The organism is Kitasatospora sp. NPDC023176, assembly GCF_055560495.1.
Map to the genome: position 1 here is coordinate 43,733 of NZ_JBVHIP010000018.1, position 21,157 is coordinate 64,889.

Here is a 21,157-nt window from a genome sequence, read left to right on the forward strand (position 1 = left end):
GGTTCCTACGGCCCGTTAGCGCCGGCCAGGAGTGCACGAAGTACATGTCGGACTACGGCAATCTGGGCTTCTGGGACTGCGAGTACGCCCTGGGCAACTGGTACGCGTTCGCCCCCTGCCCGTACCGTCACGCCGAGTCCCAGAGACTGCTCCGAAACACTGGGCGGCGCATGCGGCCTGTGGCACCCGGCCCACACTCCAGCTGTGGATCGTCATCGCGCATTCCGACAGCAGCTGCCGCCAGGGGGCAGCCACCCTGGGCGCGGGGCTCGACGCGAGGCATGCCGAGCTGACCGAGCTCTCGCTCCGTACCGTCAGACGCCCCACGCCCCACGCCCCACGCCCGACGCCCCACGCCCGACGCCGCACGCCCGACGCCGCACGACGCCGGTCGCTGATTGGCGTTCGCCGGCGGTTCCCGAAGGCCCGCTCGGTAGTGGCCGAGACGAGCCGGCCTGGGCGCCCCTGGCCCCGGCGCGGCGCTGAGTGCCACGCCGGGGTCGTCGCTGTCCGCTTGTACGACTCAGCGCAGTAGGCGTCGCCACCAGCGGCGGTGCGGGGCCGGGCCGTCGAAGTCGAGCGGCGCCGGGGGCAGCTCGGGGACGGGCCGCTCGTCGTTCCGCTCCCGCCGCTCTCCCAGCAGTTCGCTGCGCCAGCGCTCGGCCCAGCGGGGGTGGAGTGCGTAGAGGAGGGAGGCCTGGCGCGCCAGTTCGCGGTCCGTCCGATCGCCGGACTCCTCGGGATGGTCACGGACCCAGGTATGGGCGAGGTGGCTGGTGACGGCTTCGAAGGCCCAGTAGAGGAACTCGTCGGGGTCACGGGTCTGCCGCTGGGAGAGCAACTCCCCCCGCTCGAAGTAGCGCTGGTACAGCGTGCCGTCCGGGCCGACCGTCATGGCCGGGGTTACTCCTTCGAGGAACGTGAAGTTGGGAGTCTCAAAGGGCGCCAGTCTGATGATCGAACTCAGCCGCCTGATCTCGGCCTCCAGGGATGCCTGCATTCGGCCGCGTTCGTCGGCGCTCATGGCCCCACCTCCTTCTCAGGCGCAAGCTCCACAGGTGCTCGAACGACAGCGCTTCGCACCGCCTTGAGTCGGACTCACGCGCATGCTCGGCACCGTAGCCCGACCGCGCAATTATCGTCAAGGTGACGCGAACTCGGAGGGTATGCCCGGTTGGTGGCGGTGCTGCGCGGGCTGTGGGTGCTGGACGCGGCCCGTTCAGCTCGCTGAGCCGCAGACGGCGCCGCCGGGCTGGCGGCGGGAGTACCGGACCACCGCGCCCTCGGAGGTCGTCGGGTCGCCTCCGTCGGCGGGGGTCAGGCTGTAGAAGACCGTGATGGAGCCCTCATGCACGGCGTCCAGGGCGCCGTCCCACGGGATGGTGCAGTCCCACCGTGGTGGTGTCAGCGGAGATGCTCACGAGGCCCTGGATTGTCGCGGCCGGGGTCTGCCCGGGAAAGTCGCTGGAGACCGTGCCGTCGGGGTGACCTCGTCTCCGGCCTTGAAGGGAATCTGTTCCACTCTGACGAGGACGCCCTTCCAAGGGCTCTGCCGGCAGGTGATCCCGGCGGGAGACTCCTCGCAGGGAATTCCGGGATGTCGAGCTCGACCGACACACGGGCTCCTGATCGTTGAAGTGCATCGTCGAAGTGCATCGTCGAAGTGCTGAGGCGGGTTCTCGGAACCCTGCCCCGCGATCATCGGGCAAACGCCGGTCCGCGGACAGCCGGTCTCGTGCACCTGGGACTCTCGTCCTGAAAGCCGGGGACACGGTTCGCGATCAAGGCGCTGACGCTTGCCTGAGAATCCGGTTGAACGGTCCGAGCCGACTGGACACACTCCCCGGGTGACCAGCACCGGGACCGATGCCGCTGAGCAGGGATGGGACGGCCCCTGGTACCGCGTCCGAACGGATCGCTTCGAGGCGTCGTTCCTTCCTGGTGCGGGCGAGCCCTTGGAGGCCGTCTGCAACGTCGACGTCGAGGTCCGGCTGACAGCGGACGGATCACGGTGGAGCGCGACCGTGTTCACTCTTGCCGAGGTCGAACGCCTCATGGAGAGGTGGTCCCGGACCGGCGAGGCACTGGACGGCCGCTACTTCCGGTGTTCCGACGGGCTCATCGTCCGGGATCCCGGCATCGACAACATGACGCGAGTGCTGGCCGGCCTGCTCGACGACGGTGACTTCACCCAGGTTCTCCAGCGGCTCGACGGCACATGACCTTCCGACGCCCACGCTGGAACGATCAGTAAGGCCATCGCCACCGGCCCCCTGCCGATCAAGCCGGGACCGTCGACCCGCCATCGCATCGGCTGGGCCTCGGACAGTCCGGCCCGGGCTTCCCGGCTTCGACGCCGCCGTGGGCCAGCTTGCCGACCGGATCGTCGGCATCCGGAGCGGCTGTCTCCAGGCCGGTACCCCGCCCGGACGGAGGCGACGGCTCGGTCCCAGCGGGCCGCCCGCTCGCCGTTCGGCGCTACAGCTCGGGCAACTGGTCATCGGCGGTGGGGGAGCGTCGCTCTTCCAGCCAGTAAAGGTAGATCCGCAGGTCGGTTGCCAGGCCACCGGCGATGTAGAGCTCGAAGTCGCGGACGGCGGCGACTATGCCCTGACCTGCCCAGGCATCGCCCTCCTCCCACCTGCTCCCCTGCTCGGACAGGTACTGCACGACCTGGCCTCGGTCACGCCACCAGTCCCGGACCGTTTCCGGTGTCCATCGCGCGTCGCCGTCGCAGCCGTACCCGAGGATCGGGTCGTCGTCTGCCGCCTCGACCAGCAGGGACGTGTCCGCCGGTGTTCTCGGCTGGCGGTAGACGTACTCGGTGAGGTACTCGCCTCCGTAGAGGACGTGGGCGGGTGCCGAGAGCCGTCCGGTCCAGCAGGTGTCGGTCTCCCCGCCGTAGAAGGGCCCGGGGACGTTGAGCCAGAGGCGGTCTTCCCAACGGCCCCGGAAGGCGTCGCGGTCGTTGCCGAGGATGGCCACCGGGTCGAAGTAGAGCGTCATCTGCAGAGGTTAGGGCATAGGTTCGAGCCGAGTGACGGGCTGTCGGCAGGCGGCGGTGACGGCCTGGTCCCACCGGCTCGCGCACTCGCCACGGATGGATCAGCCTCTCCCCACTCCTTCGAGCGGCGCAGGCACGCCCAGGAGACACTGGTCCACGGGACGTGTCCTCCGCCCGGCCGGCTCCGCCGCCGGCTACCGACCTCCTCCCCCCCCTGGCGCCATCCCTCGCCGGCGGCGAGAGCGCGCGGCGCACGCGTCGACGAACCCCGGCCGGACGCTCTGACGCGCTGCCTCCCTGATGGACCCCCGGTGTCCGTACATGACCGATGGATATCACCGGCGTCTGACAGCCGGGTAGCTCTGGTCGGCCTGCGCCCGGGCGGGGGCGGGTCCCACAGGTGGCGGCATGCCCGTACCAGAGTCGCTTGGGTCGCTTCAGTAGCTCTCCGGCTTCGGTCGCTGCCTGGGAAGCTCACGTGATTCGCCAGGCCCGCCTTGCCAACGAGCAGTTCCTCGGGGCAGCGACCGAGCGACTCAAGCGACCGAAGCGACCCAGTACCGGGAGTGTCCGAACAACTGGACGCACGCAGGACCCGCCTCCGGCTCTGGCTGCCGACACGGACATCCCGGCGGCCAGAGCTACTGAAGCGACGCAAGCGACCGAACCGGCAGCTTCACCTCGTACCTGACACGCGCGACACGCCGGGTCCTGGGCCCGAAGAGACTCAGTCGCTTTCAGTCGCTGGGCTTCAGTCGCTGGACAAAACCCCAGGTCAGAGCCCCTATGCCTGCCCCAGCAGCGACCCAAGCGACTCAAGGTCGGGTATATGAAGACATTCCTGTGTGCGTGTGTGCGTTATAGACCCGAGCTTCAGTCGCTTCAGTCGCTGTTTGGTGGGAAAATCGGCTCCGACCTGCGGAAACGTCAGCGGACCGAAAACAGCGACCGAAGTGACTCGGTCGCTGCCCCAGGGTTCGGTCGCTCAGTTTCCCCGCAAGTCCCGGCAGTCCGGGACCGTATGTGCTCGCTCGGCTAGTCTGTGTGAGCTATCTTCTGGACTTCGGTCGCTTCAGTCGCTGATCCAGCACCCACCAGTGCTCTGACCTGGCTTTTTGCTGTCAGCGACCGAACGAGCGACTCAAATCCGGGCAGCTACCGAGCTACCGAAGCGGCTGCAGCAGCTACCGAACCAAGGGGAAGGGACCAGCGTGACGGCGCCGATGGCCGTGGGGAGCGACCGAACGGAGCGTCAGCCGGACGCGCTGGCCGTCGCGCGCTGGTGTGCCGCCCAGGGCTGGCCCGTCCATCCGCTGGCCCCGGGACGCAAGACCCCGCCCGCGAACTGCCAACCCTGCCAGGACTCGCCCCACTCCCCCAGCGAGTGCCCCTGCCACCGCGTCGGTCGCTGGTGCCACGGCTTCCACGCCGCCACCACCGACCAGGACCTGATCGGCGCCTGGTGGCGGGTCAACCCGGGCTTCGGCACCGGGGTCGCCTGCGGCCCCGCAGGCCTGGTCGTCATCGACGTCGACAGCCACCCCGCCGACGTCCCCGCCCGGGACCGCCTCCTGCCCGGTATCCCCATCCACGACGGCGTCGACCTCGACGGACTCGAGAACGGCTACCACACCCTCGCCCTGCTCGCGGCGCTGCGCAAGGCCCCCGACCCGTCCCAGGACAGCGGAACCCTGCGCGTACGCACCCCCTCCGGCGGCCTCCACCTCTGGTACCGCGACGACACCCACCACCGCTTCACCTGCTCCACCGGCTCCTCCATCGGCCGGGCCCTCGCCTGGCAGGTCGACGTCCGCGCCCACGGCGGCTACATCGTCGCCCCCAGCACCGTCACCACCGGCGGCACCTACACCCCGCTGCCCGGCGCCACGACCCCCGCCCCACTCCCCCGGTGGCTGGCCGAGGAACTCATCCGCACCGGGCACCTCAAGGACCGCCCGAGCCCGCAGCCCCGCACCCCGCAGCCCGCCGTCCCCGACCGCGCCCGCCAGGCCGTGGTCGCCGCGGGCGGCGGCAAACGCGGAGCCGAGAAGGTCCTCGACACCGTCCTCCAGGACGTCACCGACTGCGCCACCACCCCCGAGGGAGCCGGCTTCACCGGCAAACTCAACCGCGCCGCCTACACCGTCGGCGGACTCGTCGCCGCCGGACACCTCACCCACGCCGCCGCCGAGCGACTGCTCGCCGACGCCGCCCGCGCCGCCCGCCCCTCCCAGGACCGGCAGAGCTCCGCCGTGATCCGCTCCGGCCTCACCGCCGGAGCCCGGCAGCCCCTGCACGTCGGGAAGGCGCGAGGATGAGCGACAGCACCCGCAAGAGGACGGTCTTCGACCCCGTGGCCGCTGCCCAGCAGATCCTGGAGTACCCGCCGGTCCCCGGGCCCGCACAGGCCCCCTGGCACGGCACCGCAGTCCAGGACAGCCTCCTCGACACACCCGCCCCCGCAGCGCCACAGGCGCCCGTCCAGCCCCTCCAGGCGGCCCCGGCCGCTGATCGGCCGGACCGGGCCCCGGCAGGCCCGCAGGCGAGCCCGCACGGCCTCCTGCCCGACTCCCTGTCCGACCGCGGCAACGCCAAACTCTTCGTCCACCTCTACGGACGCGACTACCGCCACGTCCCCGGCATCGGCTGGTACCGCTGGGCCACCCACCGCTGGCAGCTCGACGAGGACGACACCGTCCTGTGGGCCGCCGGCGAGATGGCCGAGAGCGTCGCCACCCACGACCCCCGCGGCGTCTACACCAACGCCGACCTGCGCCGCCACCGCCGCCGGGCCCTGTCCACCTCCGGCATGAACGCCATGCTCGCCCAGGCCAAGTCCGCCCCCGGCATGGTCCTCAACGCCTCACTCCTGGACGCCGACGCCTACGCCCTGTGCACCCCCGGCGGCGTCGTCGACCTGCGCACCGGCGCCATCGCCCCGCCCGACCCCAAGGTCCACCACCACTCGCGCTCCACCACCCTCGCCCCCGCCCGGATGCCCACCCCACGCTGGGACCGCTTCCTCACCGACACCTTCGGCGACGACAAGGAAGGCCGCCAGACCCGCGACTTCCTCCACCTGCTGCTCGGCTACTCGATCAGCGGCGACGTCGGCGCCCAGGTCATGCCGTTCCTCTACGGCCAGGGAAAGAACGGCAAGTCCGTCCTCCTGGACGTCATGATCCAGCTGCTCGGCGACTACGCCGACGCGGCCCCGCCCGGCTTCCTGATGGCCAAGACCTTCGACGGCCACCCCACCGACCTCGCCGAACTCCACGGTCGGCGCATCATCGTCTGCTCCGAGCTCAAGCCCGGAGACCGCTTCGACGAAGCCCGGGTCAAGCTCCTCACCGGCGGCGACAAGATCAAGGCCCGCCGGATGCGCCAGGACTTCTTCTCCTTCGAGCCCACCCACAAGCTCTGGCTCCTCGGCAACCACCGCCCCGAGGTCGGCACCGGCGGCTTCGCCTTCTGGCGCCGCATGCGCCTCATCCCCTTCGAACGCGTCGTCCCCGAGGAACGCAAGATCGACAACCTGGCCCACGTCCTCGTCGCCGAAGAGGGCCCCGGTATCCTCGCCTGGCTCATCGACGGCGCCCGCCGCTACTTCGCCGGTGAGAAGGACCTGGCCGGCCCCCAGGCCGTCCAGACCGCCACCACCGCCTACGCCGAGACCGAGGACCACGTCGGCCGCTTCCTCAAGGAGGCCTGCATCACCGGGGAGGGCATGCGTGCCGAACAGTCCCAGCTCTTCGGCGCCTACACCCGTTGGTGCGGCTTCGAGGGAGCCAATCCCGTATCCGGTCGTGCGTTCGCCGCACGAGTCCGCGAGACACTGGGTATGACCTCTCCCAAGGAGATGGTCCTGTCCAACAGCCGCAAGTACTACCCGGGCATCGGCCTGATCACCGACGACACAGAGGAGCAGAACGCGTGAGCGCGCTGATCGACCCGGCCGAGCTCGCCCACGAAACCGACCTCGTCTGGCTCGAGGACACCACCGACCTCGACTACGTCCGCCAGTCGCTGGACCGCCTCACCACCCGGCGCGGCCGCCCCGCCTACCACCGCGACGGCCGCATGGTCGGCTACGCGATCCTCGGCCCCGACGCCAAGTCCTCCCGGGCCTCCGGCACCTTCCGCCGCCGCGTCTTCTGGCTGCTCCCCCACGACCGCGACCAGGACCCGGACGGCCTCTACACCACCGGCGCCCCCTCCGAGGCCGTGGACCCGCGCACCGTCGCCCCCGGCGTCAAGGGGTACAAGACCGAGCGTTCCGAGGGCGGCCCGGCCTCGCCGGCCATGCTCGAACTGGGGATAACGCTCCCGAAGGCCTGACCTGACCGCTTCGGAACGAAGGCGGTGGGGGTGCGACCCGGACCCGGGTCGCACCCCCACCGCCTTCGTGGTCCGGTCGCTGTCGTTCGCGCAGCTGCCTCTGGAGAGCCGGCCGGCCGGCCAGGGAGGAGCCCCTTCAGGAACCCGCCGTGTCCGGGGCACCGGCCGGCTCCTCGGCCCCGGCCGGAGAGCACTCCACCGATGGCACCGGCGATACGGGCCATCGACCGGTTCTGCCCAGCCGGGGTCCCGCGCGACTGCGGGCGTCACCAGGGCGTGCTGCTGCGGGGCCACGCTGCTGACCTCGGTGCGCTCATCACCCCGGTCGACGGCTACAGTCGCTGTCCCATCTGTCCAGAGTCGCTGTCCCCCGTCTACAGTCGCTGTCCCACCCGTCGTGGTCGCTGCACCGCGAAGTCGGTCGACCTCCGCCTTCAGCATGGCCAGCGCGCCCCCGGGCCTTCGCTCCGTCAAGGCCCGGGCCCCGCTTCCGGGCCCGCACGGCCATCCGGCGTGCGACTCCAGCCCATCCGGGAACTGCTCGCCGCCCCCCGGGCCACCAACGAAGCCGTACCGAAACAGCGACTGAAGCGACTCACCTCCGCCCTTGTCTGCGCACCCGCGAACTCGCTCGGCTGCGTACTCATGAACGTGCCCATCGAGTCGGGCTTGGGGAGCCGGCGACAGGGTGCGGCCTCCGCTCTCAGGGGATGATGACGACCTTGCCGCGGATACGGCCGGCTTCACTGAGGCGGTGGACGTTCGCGAGGTCGGCCAGCGGGTGTGAGGCGCTGATGTCGAGTGCGACCTTCCCCGCGTCGACGAGTCCCACGAGCGCGGCCAGGTGCGCCGCGTCGTTGCGGGCGACCATGTGCGTCGCCCGCACCCCGGCGTCGGCAGGCGGTTCGACAGGGGTCGCGATCGAGACGATCCGCCCGCCCGGCCGTACTGCGGATGCCAGCGCCGCGGCATCACGCGAACTCAGCGCAACGAGATTGAGCAGAGCGTCCACAGGGCCGTCGAGCGCGGTGACGACCGGCCCGGCGGTGTAGTCGATCACGTGGTCCGCCCCGTGCCGCCGGACTGCCCGGTCGCTGCGGGCACTGGCCGTGGCGATCACCTCGGCCCCGGCGTGCTTGGCGAGCTGCGTCACGAAGCCGCCGACCCCTCCCCCCGCGCCGTTGACCAGCACCCGCTGGCCGGCGGCCACCTTCCCGTGCTCGAACACCGCCTGCCAAGCCGTCAGGCCCGCCACCGGCAGGGCCGCGGCGTGCGTGAGAGGAACGGAGGCCGGCGCCGGAACCAGCAGCGCACCCGGCGCCCGCACGTACTCGGCGGCCGCGCCGGCACCCTCCAGCCGCCCGACGACCCGGTCGCCGACGGAGAACCCCTCGGTCCCCGGGCCGATCCCGGCAACTGTGCCGGCCACGTCCCAGCCCAGCGTGTAGGGGAGCTCCACGGGGAGGAACGCCTGCAGCAGGCCGGCGCGCAACGCGGCCTCGGTGGGGTTGAACGAAGTCGCCGCGACGCGGACGAGCACGTCACCGGCACCGGGTCGCGGCCGCGGAACGTCGTCGAAGCGGATCACGGACGCATCGCCGAACGCGTGGATACGCGCGGTCTTCATCTTCATGCCGTGAACCTACGGCCGTCCACGGAGACGATCCATACGCCAGGGTGCCCTGTTCATGCGCGTTCGTCTCATGCGCGTTCGTCTCATGCGCGCGCGTCTCATGCGTACGCTCGCCCCATGGATGTGCTCAGCGACGTGATCACGGTGGCGCGAACCGGCCGGCCCCGGTCGGCACACGTGCGATGGCACGCCCCCTGGGGGCAGCAGTTCGCGTCCGTACCGGGTTCGGCAGGCTTCCAGGTGATCCTGGAGGGCCACTGCTGGCTCCTGTCGCCACGCGCGGCGCCGGTCCGACTGGACACGGGCGATGTGCTGTTCCTGCCGCACGGCAGCGGGCACACCCTGGCCGACAGCCCGGCAACGGCGGCCACAGCCCCGGTCTGCAGCCCCGACGACGCCGAGTCACCCGGGCCCTACGCGTCGGACAGCGTCGACCGGCACGGTCAGGGCGGCCCGGCCACCGTGGTGCTCTGCGGCGCCTACCGGCTCGACCCGTCCCGAACCCACCCCCTCCTGCTGACCCTGCCCGACCTGATCCACCTGCCGGCCGATCCAGGCCGCCATCCCGAGTTGCACGCGGCGGTGCGACTCCTGGCTGCCGAGGTGGGCAATCCGCGCCTGGGCACCAGCGCGACCGTCCCCGCACTCCTGGACACGCTCCTGATGTACATCCTGCGCATCTGGCTCGCCGAACAGCCCGCCCGCGACAACATCACCGGCTGGGCCGCGGCGCTCAACGACCCGGCGGTCACCGCCGCCCTCCACGCAGTCCACCGGGACCCGGCAGCGCCGTGGACCGTGGCGACACTCGCTGCGGAAGCCGGCCTCTCCCGGGCAACGTTCGCCAGGCGCTTCACCTCGATGATCGGTCAACCGCCCCTCGGCTACCTGACCTGGTGGCGACTGACCACGGCAGCCCGCCTCCTGCAGGCGACGGAAGCACCCCTGAGATCCATCGCCGCCCAGGTCGGATACACCTCCGAGTTCGCCTTCGCCAACGCGTTCAAGCGCACGCACGGACTGGCCCCCGGCGCGTACCGGCGCCGAAGCTGACTCGGCCGCGAGGACGGTGAGCACGTTCACCTGTACGCGACCGGGCACATCCAGGGTGTCCGCCGACAGCCCTTGCCTCCACGAGGCCGATTCCCCGAGGAACACCGCCCCAGCTACCGGGGCACGCCCTGCCGGCCGAGGCCGGCTGGTCCCGGCCCAGGCACCCAGGCGCAGCGCGACGAGAATCCGGCTGCATACCTCACCGGATCCTTGCGAAGATCACCGGTATGACCCAGACACCCACCGGCCACGACGGCTCCGACGACCCCTTCGCCGAGATCGGCGATCCCGTCCTGGCCGTCACGGACAAGCGGCGGGGCCTGCTCGCCGTCGCCGTCGCCGGCGCGCACGAGTACGACGAGGCGAAGACGGTCGGCGTCTTCGACGTCACCGACCGCGCCCGCCGCCGCTGGCTCATCAGCTCGCAGTACCCCGTGCACGCGATGGCCTTCCATCCGGTCCGCCCGTTGCTGGCCGTGGGGTCCGGGGACTACGACGGGGGCTACCACTTCGAAGGGGAGCTGCTGCTCCTTCACCTGGAGACCGGCAGGGTCCGGTCGCTCATCGAGCACGACTTCGGACGGCAGGTCCTCGGGCTGGAGTGGCTCAACGACCAGGACCTCCGCGTCCTCATGGCGCCGCACGACGACTGGAAGGACAACAAGGCCCACGTGGAAGGGCACGTCGCCGTGGTACGCCGCGCCGACTGGACCAGGGTCGACGCGAAGTCGGTCACCGGCCGCGACCTGGCCGGCCCCCGGGTGCCGGCGCCGCGACCGGACCACCGGGAGGCCGCCCGTCAGACGGTCGCCCGCCTGACGGCGCCACAGGTACGCCGGCACCACACCGACGGTCGGAACGGGTGAGGACGCGCCCCCGGCGGCCGACCTCGTGGACGAGGTCGGGGACCTCTGGATCGCGGTGATTCGGCTGGCTCCGAAGTAGAGGAACAGCGCGCCGTTGATCCAGCGCAGATCGAGGAGACAGGGGCTCGTGGGCGCATCTCCGGTGCTGAAGGAACGACATCGACAGGGGTAATGGGCTCGTCGATTTTCCGCGGAAAATTTCCGAGTCATCCAGCAGTCGGGCCCGGCCAGCTGGACGCCGGCCGAAATCCGGTGGAGGCGCGTACCCGCCTGAGGTTCGATGTCCCTGTCCTCCAGGCGGCCGCTGCGTGCGGTCTCCTGAAGACTGCCGACCCCGCCGACCCGCCCTGGAGACCGAACCAGATGACCGACCAGATCCACGACATGACGGCGAATCGGTACGTCTACCTCGACCCGGACGGGTGCGGCGGAGGCTGGATGTTCGTCATCGTGGCAGCGCCCACCGGGGTGGTCTACCAGAACCAGTGCGGCGGTCATGCCTGCGCTCAGTACGAGCAGGAGGGCTACCTTGTCCCGCTCTACGGAGCAAACCTGGACGAGGACCTGAACGCGATCTTCGTCGGCGAGCTGAAGCGCTGGGGCATGCGCGGGCAGGAGTGGCCAGCCGGGATGCTCGACCGGTTGCGGGCCGCCGTCGACGCTCTGGGGATCTACGGTTCCGGTCGCCATGACGTCTCCAGTCCACCGTCTCTGGTCCTCGACGAGTCCAGGCTCTCCGAGGCGGCCGAGGCGTGGATCCCGGTCATCACGCCTGACGGTCCCGGGGTACTGGTCTGGGAGAACTCCGACTAAGGCTCTCCCGCAACCCATCTCGGGCTCATGCCCGGATGCCCCGAGCAGCCGAGGCGACAGTCCGCCAGCCGCCTGCGCGGAGGCTGCGCAGGTGAGCGATACCGATGATCGCTCAGTAGCCGCAGCCCCCTGAGCAGCCCTACGGGACAGCACAGCTCCGCCCACATCGAGGCCCCGAATTTTCCGCGGAAAATTCGGGGCCTCGAAGGTGCAGCAACGGCTCCCGCAGGCCGACCGGGATTCCGACAGGACAGGACAGTGTTCGGGCCTCCGACCGTCCTGCGGCATCCAGCAGTCCCGGCCCCCAGCCAGTAGCGGTAGCTGCGAGAGCCTTCCCCTTGAGCCTGCACGCATCGGACCAGGCGCCGACTCCCCCGGCGCTCTACAGCCGGGCCCGCCCGGCCCACCGCGCTCCGTACCGCCTGGCCCGGGCGGTCGCTGACCGGGGACGGACCACAGGTGCAGCCATCCGTACGGGACGTGCCTCACCACCGGCCACTCCCCCGGCGCGTTGACAGCCTCTCCCCCAGCGCCTCCGAATTTTCCGCGGAAAATTCCGGGACGCGCGAACGGCACCGACGAGTCGATGCGCCAGGCCGGCCGGCTCGTACCGTCCGGGCCGTGATGCCCACCGGCCGGGGCCCCGCATGTTGAGTTCCTGCATCCCCCAGCATCGAGCGGTGCGCCACTGGCTTCTCGCCCGACCGTCACGACCACGGGCTCGGTGAACAACCCCCATCAGAGCAACAGGCCAACAAGCATGATGCCGGGACAACCTGACTTTCCCGCGGGACCGCCATCCGGGAGCGGCGGCCTCAGGTGTCCGAGCGAGTCCCCACGATCCCCCGGTGACCGACGACGAGATCATCGAAACCTGCCGCAGGATCGCCCGGGGCCGGAACGCTCCCCCACCCGCGCCGTCCGAGGCGGTTTCTTCGGCGCCTCCACACCGAGGCCTTCCACGGCGGCTTCGGACCCGCCGACAAGGGGCTGCCGGTCGACATGGAGCAGTGCCACGAGCACATCGCGGAAGCCCATGAGTACGGACCGGATCCGACCGGGGGAGTACCAGCCGGAGTGGTGCCGCTCCACGACCGGGGCTGCACGATGTGGTCGATGGTCGACTTCCGCGACGAGGACGGCGCGATGTGGTCCAACGCCGACGGCGACTGCCGACCGCAAGGCGTCACCCTCGCCCACTGGCTGACGACCGCGTTGAACGACGAGCTGCGCTTCGCCCGGCCGGGCGGAGTCCCCTTGGAAGGTGGATGGCATCGGCGGACGCTGCCGACCGACCACCAGGGGGCACTGACCGGTGGACGATCAGACAGGGGAAACGAGACGGATCCGCCCAGGCCCTCCCGGGCGACTCCACGTCGGTCCGATCGACTGGACACGGATGCGCGACTGCCGTGGGAACGTCGAGCGTGCTCCCGCGCTGCTGGACCGCGTCGAGCACGAGGAAGATGCCGAAGCGTGGAAGGAACTCGGATACCGGCTGTGTCTGGAGGATGACCTCGTCTTCCCCGCCTGGTGCGGCTCGCGGCGGACAACCCGCAGGCGCGCGCACTGGCCGGGACGATCGTCCGCTGGGGGAGGGGCGCCACGGCTGTGACGAGCTGCTCGCGGACCGCGTCGACACGATCGCTGAACTTCGTGTGCTGCTGGACCAGTACCTGAAGTCGCGGCCGCCCGACTATCTCGCGGCATTCGTCGATCTGCTGGCCGCCAAGGAGCAGTACCACTGGAGCGTCGGCCCGGGCGACTTCACCGACGGCTTCCACCACCTTCCCTGTCCTCCCTGCGATGCCGAGGTGACGATCGCCATCGGAGACGACGGGCGGTACTCGGCGATCAGGGACTGGCACCTCGGAGACGTCGACCGACGCGACCTGCGGCCGGCGTCCCCCGAGCACCTCTCGGGGGATCGGGCGATGGATGGATGAGGCTGCTGTCCGGGATGGACAGGAAGCCCCTCGCCGACGGCGTCACCCATCTCCCCGGCAACACCGAATGCCCTCGCTGCGCCAGCGTGTTCAATCTCGCGGACGAGGACACCTTCGCCAACCGCTCGGGCCGGTAGATCGCGGGCCGCGACACGGTGACGTCGCGGGGGAGTCATGACAGGAGAGGATCAGCGGATCGACGCCGATCCCTGGTCCAACGCCGGGCCGCTTTCGCCCCCCTGAGGGTCGGACTCACCCGACGCCCAGGTCGGCCTGTTGGCCGTGCTGCCCAAGGCACCCGTTCTTCGGTCGGCCGATTTTCCGCGGAAAATTCCGTGGCCCAGGGTCGTCCCGTCATTGATCTCTGGCAGATCAGGGCGGGGTGATCCGCCTCTGGGCGGGAATCACCGGTGCGCCCCCGGAGGAGGATGTGCAGACGGGCAATGCCGGGCATCCGCGTGGTGGACGCCGTTGGACACCCCGAGCAGCGGTGCAAGCTGTCGCAGCGTCAGGCTCGTGCGTCAGTAGACGGAGGCCGGCAGGCTCCGGGCCTCCAACGGCAGGCCCCACCGTGCGGCCTCGGCGCACCGTGCCGGCCCCTTCGCGGCGGAGCATCGTGACCAGCTTCTGGAAGTCGCGCGAGCCCAGCCCAATGAACGGGCGAGCCGTCGAGGACGGGGCCGACGCCGTGATCACACCTGCCACTCCAAGATCACGGCGTTGGCAAGGTCGGACCCGTGGATCTCCCCACGGCCAGGAGGCGGAGGTTGCCGCTCCAGGTCTCGCAGCGGACACCGCCCGATGCGAAGTCCAGTTCAAGTGCCACGCGCCCTGTTGCCGGATTCCATTCCTGCCGGACTCCGAGCACAACCTCGCCGAGGTGGGCCGCGAACGGTGTCTCGTCACGCACGGGCAGAAGGTCGATCCGGCCCCAGTCGCCCATGCTGAAGCCTTCATCCGGCCCGGAGGACTCGACCATGAGGCACCAGTCCGTGCCGCTGGCGATGTTGGTGGACCTGCCTCGATCGTCGATCAGCCACACCTCGACCGGGCCGTCGCCAGGATGCCCGGCGTGCGTGTGCCACGACGCCAGCACCTCGACGAGCCGGCTACCGATCAAAGACGAGGGGTCGATGCCAGGTCCGTGCAGCGGGCAGGCCGGGTTCACGAGTTCCACCCGGGGACCGTACCGCGACCGTCAGCGCCACCTCACCCGCTTAGACGGGGACAGCCGTCAGGAGAACACAGGACGGCTCAGCGACACGGAACGCCCGCGGCGTGCCATCGCTCCGTCGGACCTCCGCTCTCGCAAGGCGTCCCCCCGGCTCCGAATTTTCCGCGGAAAATTCGGAGCCGGGGGAGTGGGGGAGCCGGGGGAGTGGGGGAGCCGGGGGAGTGGGGGAGCCGGGGGAGTGGGGAGTCGCGGCCGGTGGCGCCTGTGTTCACCCTCAATCGATGCCATGGCCCCGGCACTGCAGACAGCATCACCCCTGCCGGTGACGGCCTCGGGACGCGTACACCGGGCTCTCGTCACCGCTGTCCCGCTGCCAACGGCGGCTGGGATGTCAGTGCTATCGGAGATGCTCGGTGACTGCCGTCGCCGAACCAGGGGGTCCTCAAGTGCCGATCCGTATCGCCAGCCGTCGCCGTTCGATGGCCTCACTGACCGCCGCCTTCCCCGGCGCCGAGGTCATCGACGTCACCTCCAAGGCACCGGAGCCGTGGGTGCGGCTGAGCCCGTTCTACCCGCACGGCGACCTCCCGGTGCCCTACAGCGACGGAGTGACAAGTCAGTCCGTCGAGGGGATCTGGCAAGCCCTCAAGGTCTTCCAGGACTCCGACGTCGATCCCGCGAAGCTCCGGATCACCACGATGAAGGGCCTGAAGCGGACAGTCCGCCGGTACGGCCCCGTCCTGGGCCACCGAACCGGTCTGGACGGTGACCGGTTGCTGCCCTACGAAACGGCCCGGCGCCGTATCTACCTGCCGGCCTACCGCTGGGTCCTCGAGCACCGAGCCACCGATCTGATCGAGCTGCTCAGGAGCAAGCACGACGTCGTACTCCTGGACTACACCACCAACGGGGACGTGACAGTCCCTACCACCCCGCTCTCGCACGCCGCGCTCATCCAACTGCATATAGAAGGACGCTGGCCCAGCGAAGACGACCCCGAGACTCCCCGCAGTGTCGGCAGCCGGACGCCATGAACGAGTGATCCGGGGCCAACCGCCGGGCGGTGCCCGAGTAGACGGCCCCCGATTTTCCGCGGAAAATTCCGCGGCCCGACAACTGCTGCAGCGCCGGGTCGCCGAGGGATTGCTCCGACCTCCGAACCTGCCTCAAGGCGGCCCGTCAGCTGGATCCGGATTTTCCGCGGAAAATTCTTCCGGCCTGCTCCCTGCCCTGGACCCCACCACCAGGTGCCAGGGGCTTGCGGCACTTGATCCGACCAGACCCCATCCGATACACCCCCGAGGTGACGCCATGGACGAGTACGCGATCCCGATCCTCCCGAGCCGGGACCTGGACGAGACACAGGAGTTCTACGATCGCCTCGGCTTCAGCTCCCGCGGCCGCTGGGACGGGCCGGACGGCTACCTGATCCTCGTCCGGGGCACCGTCGAACTCCACTTCCGCCACGACCCCGACGTGGACCCGCTGGCCACTGCCGGCAGCTGCTACCTCCAGGTTCGGGACGCCGACGCCCTCCGCCGCGACTGGGCACTGACCGGCATCCCCAGCGAGCCGTCGACCGGCAGCCGCCTGACTCCCGTGATCGACACCGACTACCGGATGCGGGAGTTCGCCCTGGTCGACCGCAGCGGCAACCTCCTCCGGATCGGCAGCCCACACGGTTCCTAGTGCCGAGACCGCATAGATACCTCAGGGATCTAACGCGTCAAGCCGAGGCGTGGAGCAGCTGTGTAGCCTGTCGCTCCGTTCGAATAGATGGAGGGCCTGAAGGTGGACGTCGAACAGCCTCATGCAGCGATCGAACTCCCTGAAGGATCTTGGTGGGAGTGGGACGTTGTCGCGTGGGGCCGTGGGCAGTTTCGGCTCGCTGCCGATCACGATCTGACCTACCACCACGGCCTAGAACTGGTCTTCGGCGACCCACTCTTCGTCAACTGCCCGTCGTATTTCCAAGATCCTCTCTTTCGCGTGCCCACGCCTGAAGAGTTGGCGGCGGCGATAGGCCTGCTTGGCGAAGACCCGCCTGTGCTGGTCGCCTTCGAAGCAGACGCAGGCGGGACGGAGCCTGCCTCGTGCCTCATCGCTGCGGATCGCCTGGACATTGTGCAGGAGACCGTATTGAGGTACTGGCGCGAGGACGCAGCTCCTGATCAGCGGTTCGCTCCGTGGGTCAAGCCTTCAGGTCGGTGACGGTGACGGTGACGTGACGGGGTCAGGCGGCCGCGGACCCCCGACTCGTCCTGCATGGTCGGGAAGGCCAACGCCTCGTCGTGGCGTCGGCCCTTCTGGAGGCAGTGGTAGAGCTGGCCGATCATGCGGTTGAAGAGGTTGCGCTGCGCGGCGGCGTGCCAGTCCCCATGGCCGTCGCGTCGCGACCCGGGCGGGCGCCAGCGGCTGTCTCCTTGACGATCGGTGATGCGGACAAGCCTCCCGAGGCCGGCGCCTGGGCGTTGCGGGGCCTGAATTTTCTGCGGAAAATTCCGGTCCCAATGCGGGAGTTGGACAGATCCGCGGTGGGGGAGGGCCAGCTGTCCTTCCGGTGCTCTGACTGCATAGGTCCACCGGGGTGGCGCTGACAGAGCCTCGGCCGGTTGGATGTCGCGAGACGTTCAGCTTGGGAGGGGCGCGATGGCGGAGCCGGTCGTGGTCCGCAGACTCACGGACCAGGAAGGCCAGCAGCTACAGAGGATCGTGCGTCCGGGCAGTACGAGTACGGTGCGGTACCGGCGGGCGATGATGCTGCTGGCCGCCGCACAGCCAGGGCGCGCGCTCCCCGCCCCTGGGCTACTTGAGCAGCCGGAAGCCGGGCTGGCCGACCCAGGCCCGCAGGAACCCCGCGGTGCCGAGCACCATCGGATAGTCCCCGTCGGTTACCCCCAGCACTCCTGGAAGTTCGTCGACCACTGTTGCCTGTCCCTCCAGCAGCTCGACCTTGACCACACCCCCGAGGACGTCGACGATCGCCGCGGTCAGCAGGGCGGTGGCCACGTGGTCAATCCCACGGTTGCAGCCGGCGCTGACATTCACAGCCTGTGTCGGCTTGAAGCCGAGGACTGCTTCCACCTCGGACTCATCCGCGTGCTCCGCCTCGAAGATGGCCTCGTCACCAGCCCCCGGCCCCAACAAATGGACCAAGAAAGGCCGGTCCGCCTCGTGCGGGTCGAGAGTCGCGGGCGCTTCGATGCCCAACCGCTCCACGGGCACGTTGACGTCGAAGTATCCCTGCCGCAGCTGCTCAAAGTGGGTGGCGAGCCCTCGTATCAACGAGCGGAACCCACTCAGCGCAACCGGGGAGACCGGCTCCGCCAATTCGATCACCAGCGTCGGACCAGCCATGCCGGGAGCCTAGCGCCCTGCCTGGCTCCGATACACCCCAGTTCCCCCCACCCCGGATCCAGCCGGCCCGGGCCGCGAAGCCCTGGCCTTTCGCGCCAGCAGGGAGGCGGGCCTCGAGTACTGCGACGGCTGGACCGCGGAATAGGTCTGCTTCTCCAGCCGAACCTCGACCGGCGGGACGGGAACCTCCCACGCGGCTCCGAGGTTCTTGGCCGTCATGAACTCCGCCCTTCGCCTCGAGGCCGCTTCTCGCTGAGAATCGTGATGTTGCTGCCAGAGCTATGCCAAGCTCCGAGATCTGAAGACAAATGACCTCATTAGACGTCTGATAGACAAGGTCTGGCGTTGATTGCCAGCTCGCGAGAATTTATGACGTGACGTCAGAACATGCCTCGGGGGCCGGCCGCTCTGCCAGTGCGCCGACTTGCCGGAGTCCGTGAACGGCTCGCTCTCGGTCCCGATGCGGCGCGACGATCTGGCCCCACGTGCCGCGGACCTGCTGGAGTGGGTGTTCCTCGTTCACATGGTTGCTCCCTTCGCTGCCGGCTGACCCCCGCGGGCGCGGGGAGGAGGCTTTCTGACCTGAGACGAAAGGAGCGCTTTGCCATTTCTTGACGATGGGCCGTTTGCTGCTTCCCGGGCAGTGGCCGTGAAGGTGTCAAGGAACGCCTAAGAGGCTGGGCAGCGGCAGCTGCGTGAACCGTCGGCTGGTGGAGACGACGGCGAGCCGTAGATGGTGGGCAAAGCCCCGCAGCGGCGGCAACCGCTCCGATTGGCGTGTTCGTGGCGGCCCCTGGCAGCGTGCGGCCAGGAGGGCTCAGGCGGTGTCGTCCCTCATCACCAGTACGGTTCCACATGGCGGCCCCGCCAGCCTGTGAGGCGGTCGCTGGCGTTCGGTCTGGAGTGGCTGGGGGCGCCCGACGCGGCGATGATGGGCAGATCGTCCGGCGCTTGGCCATGGTGGCCCCGCCGTTGGTCAGACGCGGGGCGCGGCCACCCGCGGCCCGCGCCTTGCGGCGCGAGGGGCTCTGCGCGTCCCCCGCCTACGGGCGGACCGAGGAGGCACTGTGAACGGCTACCCCCCGATCGGGGCGCACGGCATCGTCGGCGACCTCCAGACGGCGGCGCTGATCGCCGCCGACGGCACGGTCGACTGGTGGTGCACCCCCCGGTTCGACTCCCCCAGCGTGTTCGCCTCGCTGCTCGACAGCGACCGCGGCGGCTACTGCCGGCTTCACGCCGACGTCAGCGAGGAGGCGACCGTCCGCCAGTTGTACCTGCCGGACACCGCCGTCCTGATCACGCGTTTCATGGCGCCGAGCGGTGTCGGCGAGGTACTCGACTTCATGCCGCCCGACCCGTCGCCGACGCCGTCGGCCACACACCGGCTGGTCCGGGTGGCGCGGGTGGTGCGCGGCAGCATGCCGTTCGAGCTGCTGTGCCGGCCTCGCTTCGACTACGGCCGCGCGCCCCACGACCTGACTCGCCTGGACGACGGGTCGATGCTCTTCCGCGGCCCGGGTACGGACCTGCAGGTGCAGACCACCGCGCAGATCGGGCTGCACCCGGACGGCACGGACGTCTCCGCGCGCTTCACGCTGCACGCCGGTGAGCGTGCCGCCGTGGTGCTGACCAGCGAGACGGGCGAGCCCGGCGAGCTGAGCGGCCGACCCGGCGGCCAGGTCCCCACCGCCGAGGCGGTACTCGCCGAGTTCGAGGCGTGCACCGGGTTCTGGACGGACTGGCTGCGATCGTCGCGCTACCGCGGCCGCTGGCACGAGATGGTGACCCGCTCCGCCATCACCCTCAAGCTGCTGACCTACGCCCCGACCGGCGCCCCGATCGCCGCCGCCACCATGGGCCTGCCGGAGCAGATCGGCGGTGAACGGAACTGGGACTACCGCTACACCTGGGTGCGCGACGCCTCCCTCTCGGTGCGCGCCATGATCGACCTGGGCTTCACCGCGGAGGCGAACGCATTCCGCCGGTGGCTGCGCGAGCGCCTGGACGCCAGCGGCACGGCCTCCGGCGAGCCGCTGCAGATCATGTACCGGGTCGACGGCGAACCGCACCTCACCGAGGAGGTACTGGACCACCTGGAGGGCTACCGCCGCTCCGCGCCGGTGCGGGCCGGCAACGCCGCCGCCGACCAGATCCAACTCGACATCTACGGCGAGGCCGCCTACGCCTTCGCGCAGGCCGAGGACATCGGCGGCATCCGCGGCTGGCAGGCCTTCACCCGCGTCATCGACTGGCTGGTCGACCACTGGGACCGCCCCGACGAGGGCATCTGGGAGACCCGCGGCGGCCGCCAGAACTTCACCTACAGCCGGCTGATGACCTGGGTCGCCTTCGACCGGGCGATCCGGCTCGCCACCGCCCACTCCCGCCCCGGCGACGTGGCCCGCTGGCAGGCCGCCCGCGACACCGTGTTCCGACAGATCGTCGACTCCGGCTGGAGCGAGAAGCGACGCGCCTTCGTCCAGCACTACGACACCGAGGTCCTCGACGCGGCCCTGCTCCTGATGCCGAAGGTCGGCTTCCTCACCCCCACCGACCCGGACTGGCTGACCACCCTCGACGCCATGGACACCGAACTCGTCAGCGACAGCCTGGTCTACCGCTACGACCCCGCCGCTTCCCCCGACGGCCTGCGCGGCTCCGAGGGCACCTTCAACCTGTGCAGCTTCCTGTACGTGGAGGCACTCGCCCGGGCCGGACGCCTCCACCAGGCCCGCTACGCCTTCGACAAGATGCTCACCTACGCCAACCACGTCGGCCTGTTCGCCGAGGAGATCGGCCCCTCCGGCGAGCAGCTCGGCAACTTCCCGCAGGCGTTCACCCATCTGGCCCTGATCGACGCCGCGATCGCCCTGGACGAGGAACTCGACCGCGCCGAGCGCCGGCCCCGCTGACCGCACACGCCGCCGGCCGTCCCCACGTCCACGGGAGGGCCGGCGACGTGCCGGCCGG

At 70.1% G+C, this 21,157-nt stretch carries 19 protein-coding genes and 2 pseudogenes; 13 read left to right on the top strand and 8 right to left on the bottom strand.

Annotation, left to right across the window (positions count from 1 at the left end; translation table 11 throughout):
* Nucleotides 1-523: 523 nt before the first annotated feature.
* Together ACZ3YL_RS23695 and ACZ3YL_RS23700 are read right to left on the bottom strand one after the other, a co-directional pair.
* Nucleotides 524-1,024: an Imm63 family immunity protein gene (locus tag ACZ3YL_RS23695; protein ID WP_465659637.1), complete on the bottom strand. Its 501-nt coding sequence runs from the start codon at nt 1,022-1,024 to the stop codon at nt 524-526.
* 195 nt (nt 1,025-1,219) lie between these two features.
* Nucleotides 1,220-1,354 carry a hypothetical protein gene (locus ACZ3YL_RS23700; RefSeq protein WP_465659639.1) on the bottom strand — a complete coding sequence of 45 codons (135 nt, stop codon included), beginning with the start codon at nt 1,352-1,354 and terminating at the stop codon, nt 1,220-1,222.
* A gap of 493 nt (nt 1,355-1,847) precedes the next feature.
* Here ACZ3YL_RS23700 and ACZ3YL_RS23705 point away from each other — a divergent pair, with 493 nt between their 5' ends.
* Entirely contained in the window at nt 1,848-2,222 is a 375-nt protein-coding gene (locus ACZ3YL_RS23705) for a hypothetical protein (protein WP_465659640.1), read from the top strand.
* Nucleotides 2,223-2,478: 256 nt separating this feature from the next.
* Here ACZ3YL_RS23705 and ACZ3YL_RS23710 read toward each other — a convergent pair whose 3' ends face one another.
* Complete coding sequence (locus tag ACZ3YL_RS23710) at nt 2,479-3,006, bottom strand: ferredoxin (protein WP_465659642.1); 528 nt, start codon at nt 3,004-3,006, stop codon at nt 2,479-2,481.
* A 1,221-nt stretch (nt 3,007-4,227) separates the two neighbouring features.
* Here ACZ3YL_RS23710 and ACZ3YL_RS23715 point away from each other — a divergent pair.
* Genes ACZ3YL_RS23715 through ACZ3YL_RS23725 form a run of 3 tightly spaced genes read left to right on the top strand, consistent with a single transcriptional unit; the run spans nt 4,228 to nt 7,342 of the window.
* Nucleotides 4,228-5,322, top strand: a complete 1,095-nt coding sequence (locus ACZ3YL_RS23715) for a bifunctional DNA primase/polymerase (protein ID WP_465659804.1) — start codon at nt 4,228-4,230, stop codon at nt 5,320-5,322.
* Nucleotides 5,319-6,941, top strand: coding sequence for a DNA primase family protein (locus ACZ3YL_RS23720; protein ID WP_465659644.1), 1,623 nt, complete (start codon nt 5,319-5,321; stop codon nt 6,939-6,941). The genes ACZ3YL_RS23715 and ACZ3YL_RS23720 overlap by 4 nt, the downstream gene beginning before the upstream one ends.
* Complete coding sequence (locus ACZ3YL_RS23725; protein WP_030556097.1) at nt 6,938-7,342, top strand: DUF6009 family protein; 405 nt, start codon at nt 6,938-6,940, stop codon at nt 7,340-7,342. Before ACZ3YL_RS23720 ends, ACZ3YL_RS23725 begins: the two co-directional genes overlap by 4 nt.
* Nucleotides 7,343-8,045: 703 nt before the next feature.
* Here ACZ3YL_RS23725 and ACZ3YL_RS23730 read toward each other — a convergent pair.
* On the bottom strand, nt 8,046-8,975 hold the full coding sequence (locus ACZ3YL_RS23730; protein WP_465659646.1) for an NADP-dependent oxidoreductase: 930 nt from the start codon (nt 8,973-8,975) through the stop codon (nt 8,046-8,048).
* A gap of 117 nt (nt 8,976-9,092) precedes the next feature.
* Between ACZ3YL_RS23730 and ACZ3YL_RS23735 the strand changes: the two genes are divergently transcribed.
* The 5 genes from ACZ3YL_RS23735 to ACZ3YL_RS23755 all read left to right on the top strand — a co-directional run bounded on the left by ACZ3YL_RS23735 (nt 9,093) and on the right by ACZ3YL_RS23755 (nt 13,790).
* The gene (locus tag ACZ3YL_RS23735; RefSeq protein ID WP_465659648.1) at nt 9,093-10,028 is read left to right on the top strand and encodes an AraC family transcriptional regulator; all 936 of its coding nucleotides are present in this window, start codon (nt 9,093-9,095) and stop codon (nt 10,026-10,028) included.
* Nucleotides 10,029-10,255: 227 nt separating this feature from the next.
* Nucleotides 10,256-10,894 carry a hypothetical protein gene (locus tag ACZ3YL_RS23740; RefSeq protein WP_188309153.1) on the top strand — a complete coding sequence of 213 codons (639 nt, stop codon included), beginning with the start codon at nt 10,256-10,258 and terminating at the stop codon, nt 10,892-10,894.
* Nucleotides 10,895-11,257: 363 nt separating this feature from the next.
* A complete protein-coding gene (locus ACZ3YL_RS23745) occupies nt 11,258-11,707 on the top strand; it encodes a DUF6210 family protein (RefSeq protein WP_465659650.1) in 450 nt (149 codons plus the stop codon).
* A gap of 1,658 nt (nt 11,708-13,365) precedes the next feature.
* Entirely contained in the window at nt 13,366-13,653 is a 288-nt protein-coding gene (locus tag ACZ3YL_RS23750) for a hypothetical protein (protein ID WP_465659652.1), read from the top strand.
* A gap of 14 nt (nt 13,654-13,667) precedes the next feature.
* Nucleotides 13,668-13,790, top strand: coding sequence for a hypothetical protein (locus ACZ3YL_RS23755; RefSeq protein ID WP_262986112.1), 123 nt, complete (start codon nt 13,668-13,670; stop codon nt 13,788-13,790).
* Nucleotides 13,791-14,177: 387 nt separating this feature from the next.
* Here the strand turns inward: ACZ3YL_RS23755 and ACZ3YL_RS23760 are convergent.
* Both ACZ3YL_RS23760 and ACZ3YL_RS23765 read right to left on the bottom strand, forming a co-directional pair.
* Nucleotides 14,178-14,358 (bottom strand): annotated as a pseudogene (locus ACZ3YL_RS23760) (IS5/IS1182 family transposase); the annotation flags it as partial.
* A gap of 7 nt (nt 14,359-14,365) precedes the next feature.
* Nucleotides 14,366-14,830: a hypothetical protein gene (locus ACZ3YL_RS23765; protein ID WP_465659654.1), complete on the bottom strand. Its 465-nt coding sequence runs from the start codon at nt 14,828-14,830 to the stop codon at nt 14,366-14,368.
* A 443-nt stretch (nt 14,831-15,273) separates the two neighbouring features.
* On the opposite strand from ACZ3YL_RS23765, the gene ACZ3YL_RS23770 reads away from it, so the two are divergent.
* The 3 genes from ACZ3YL_RS23770 to ACZ3YL_RS23780 all read left to right on the top strand — a co-directional run bounded on the left by ACZ3YL_RS23770 (nt 15,274) and on the right by ACZ3YL_RS23780 (nt 17,038).
* Entirely contained in the window at nt 15,274-15,861 is a 588-nt protein-coding gene (locus ACZ3YL_RS23770; RefSeq protein ID WP_465659656.1) for a DUF6939 family protein, read from the top strand.
* Between the two features lie 277 nt (nt 15,862-16,138).
* Nucleotides 16,139-16,516, top strand: coding sequence for a bleomycin resistance protein (locus ACZ3YL_RS23775; protein ID WP_465659658.1), 378 nt, complete (start codon nt 16,139-16,141; stop codon nt 16,514-16,516).
* Nucleotides 16,517-16,618: 102 nt separating this feature from the next.
* Nucleotides 16,619-17,038, top strand: coding sequence for a hypothetical protein (locus ACZ3YL_RS23780; protein WP_188309159.1), 420 nt, complete (start codon nt 16,619-16,621; stop codon nt 17,036-17,038).
* 50 nt (nt 17,039-17,088) lie between these two features.
* Here ACZ3YL_RS23780 and ACZ3YL_RS23785 read toward each other — a convergent pair.
* Together ACZ3YL_RS23785 and ACZ3YL_RS23790 are read right to left on the bottom strand one after the other, a co-directional pair.
* Nucleotides 17,089-17,220, bottom strand: a pseudogene (locus tag ACZ3YL_RS23785) (IS110 family transposase); the annotation flags it as partial.
* Nucleotides 17,221-17,632: 412 nt separating this feature from the next.
* On the bottom strand, nt 17,633-18,184 hold the full coding sequence (locus ACZ3YL_RS23790) for a DUF6368 family protein (protein WP_465659660.1): 552 nt from the start codon (nt 18,182-18,184) through the stop codon (nt 17,633-17,635).
* A 1,067-nt stretch (nt 18,185-19,251) separates the two neighbouring features.
* On the opposite strand from ACZ3YL_RS23790, the gene ACZ3YL_RS23795 reads away from it, so the two are divergent.
* A complete protein-coding gene (locus tag ACZ3YL_RS23795; protein ID WP_465659662.1) occupies nt 19,252-21,099 on the top strand; it encodes a glycoside hydrolase family 15 protein in 1,848 nt (615 codons plus the stop codon).
* Nucleotides 21,100-21,157: the final 58 nt, after the last annotated feature.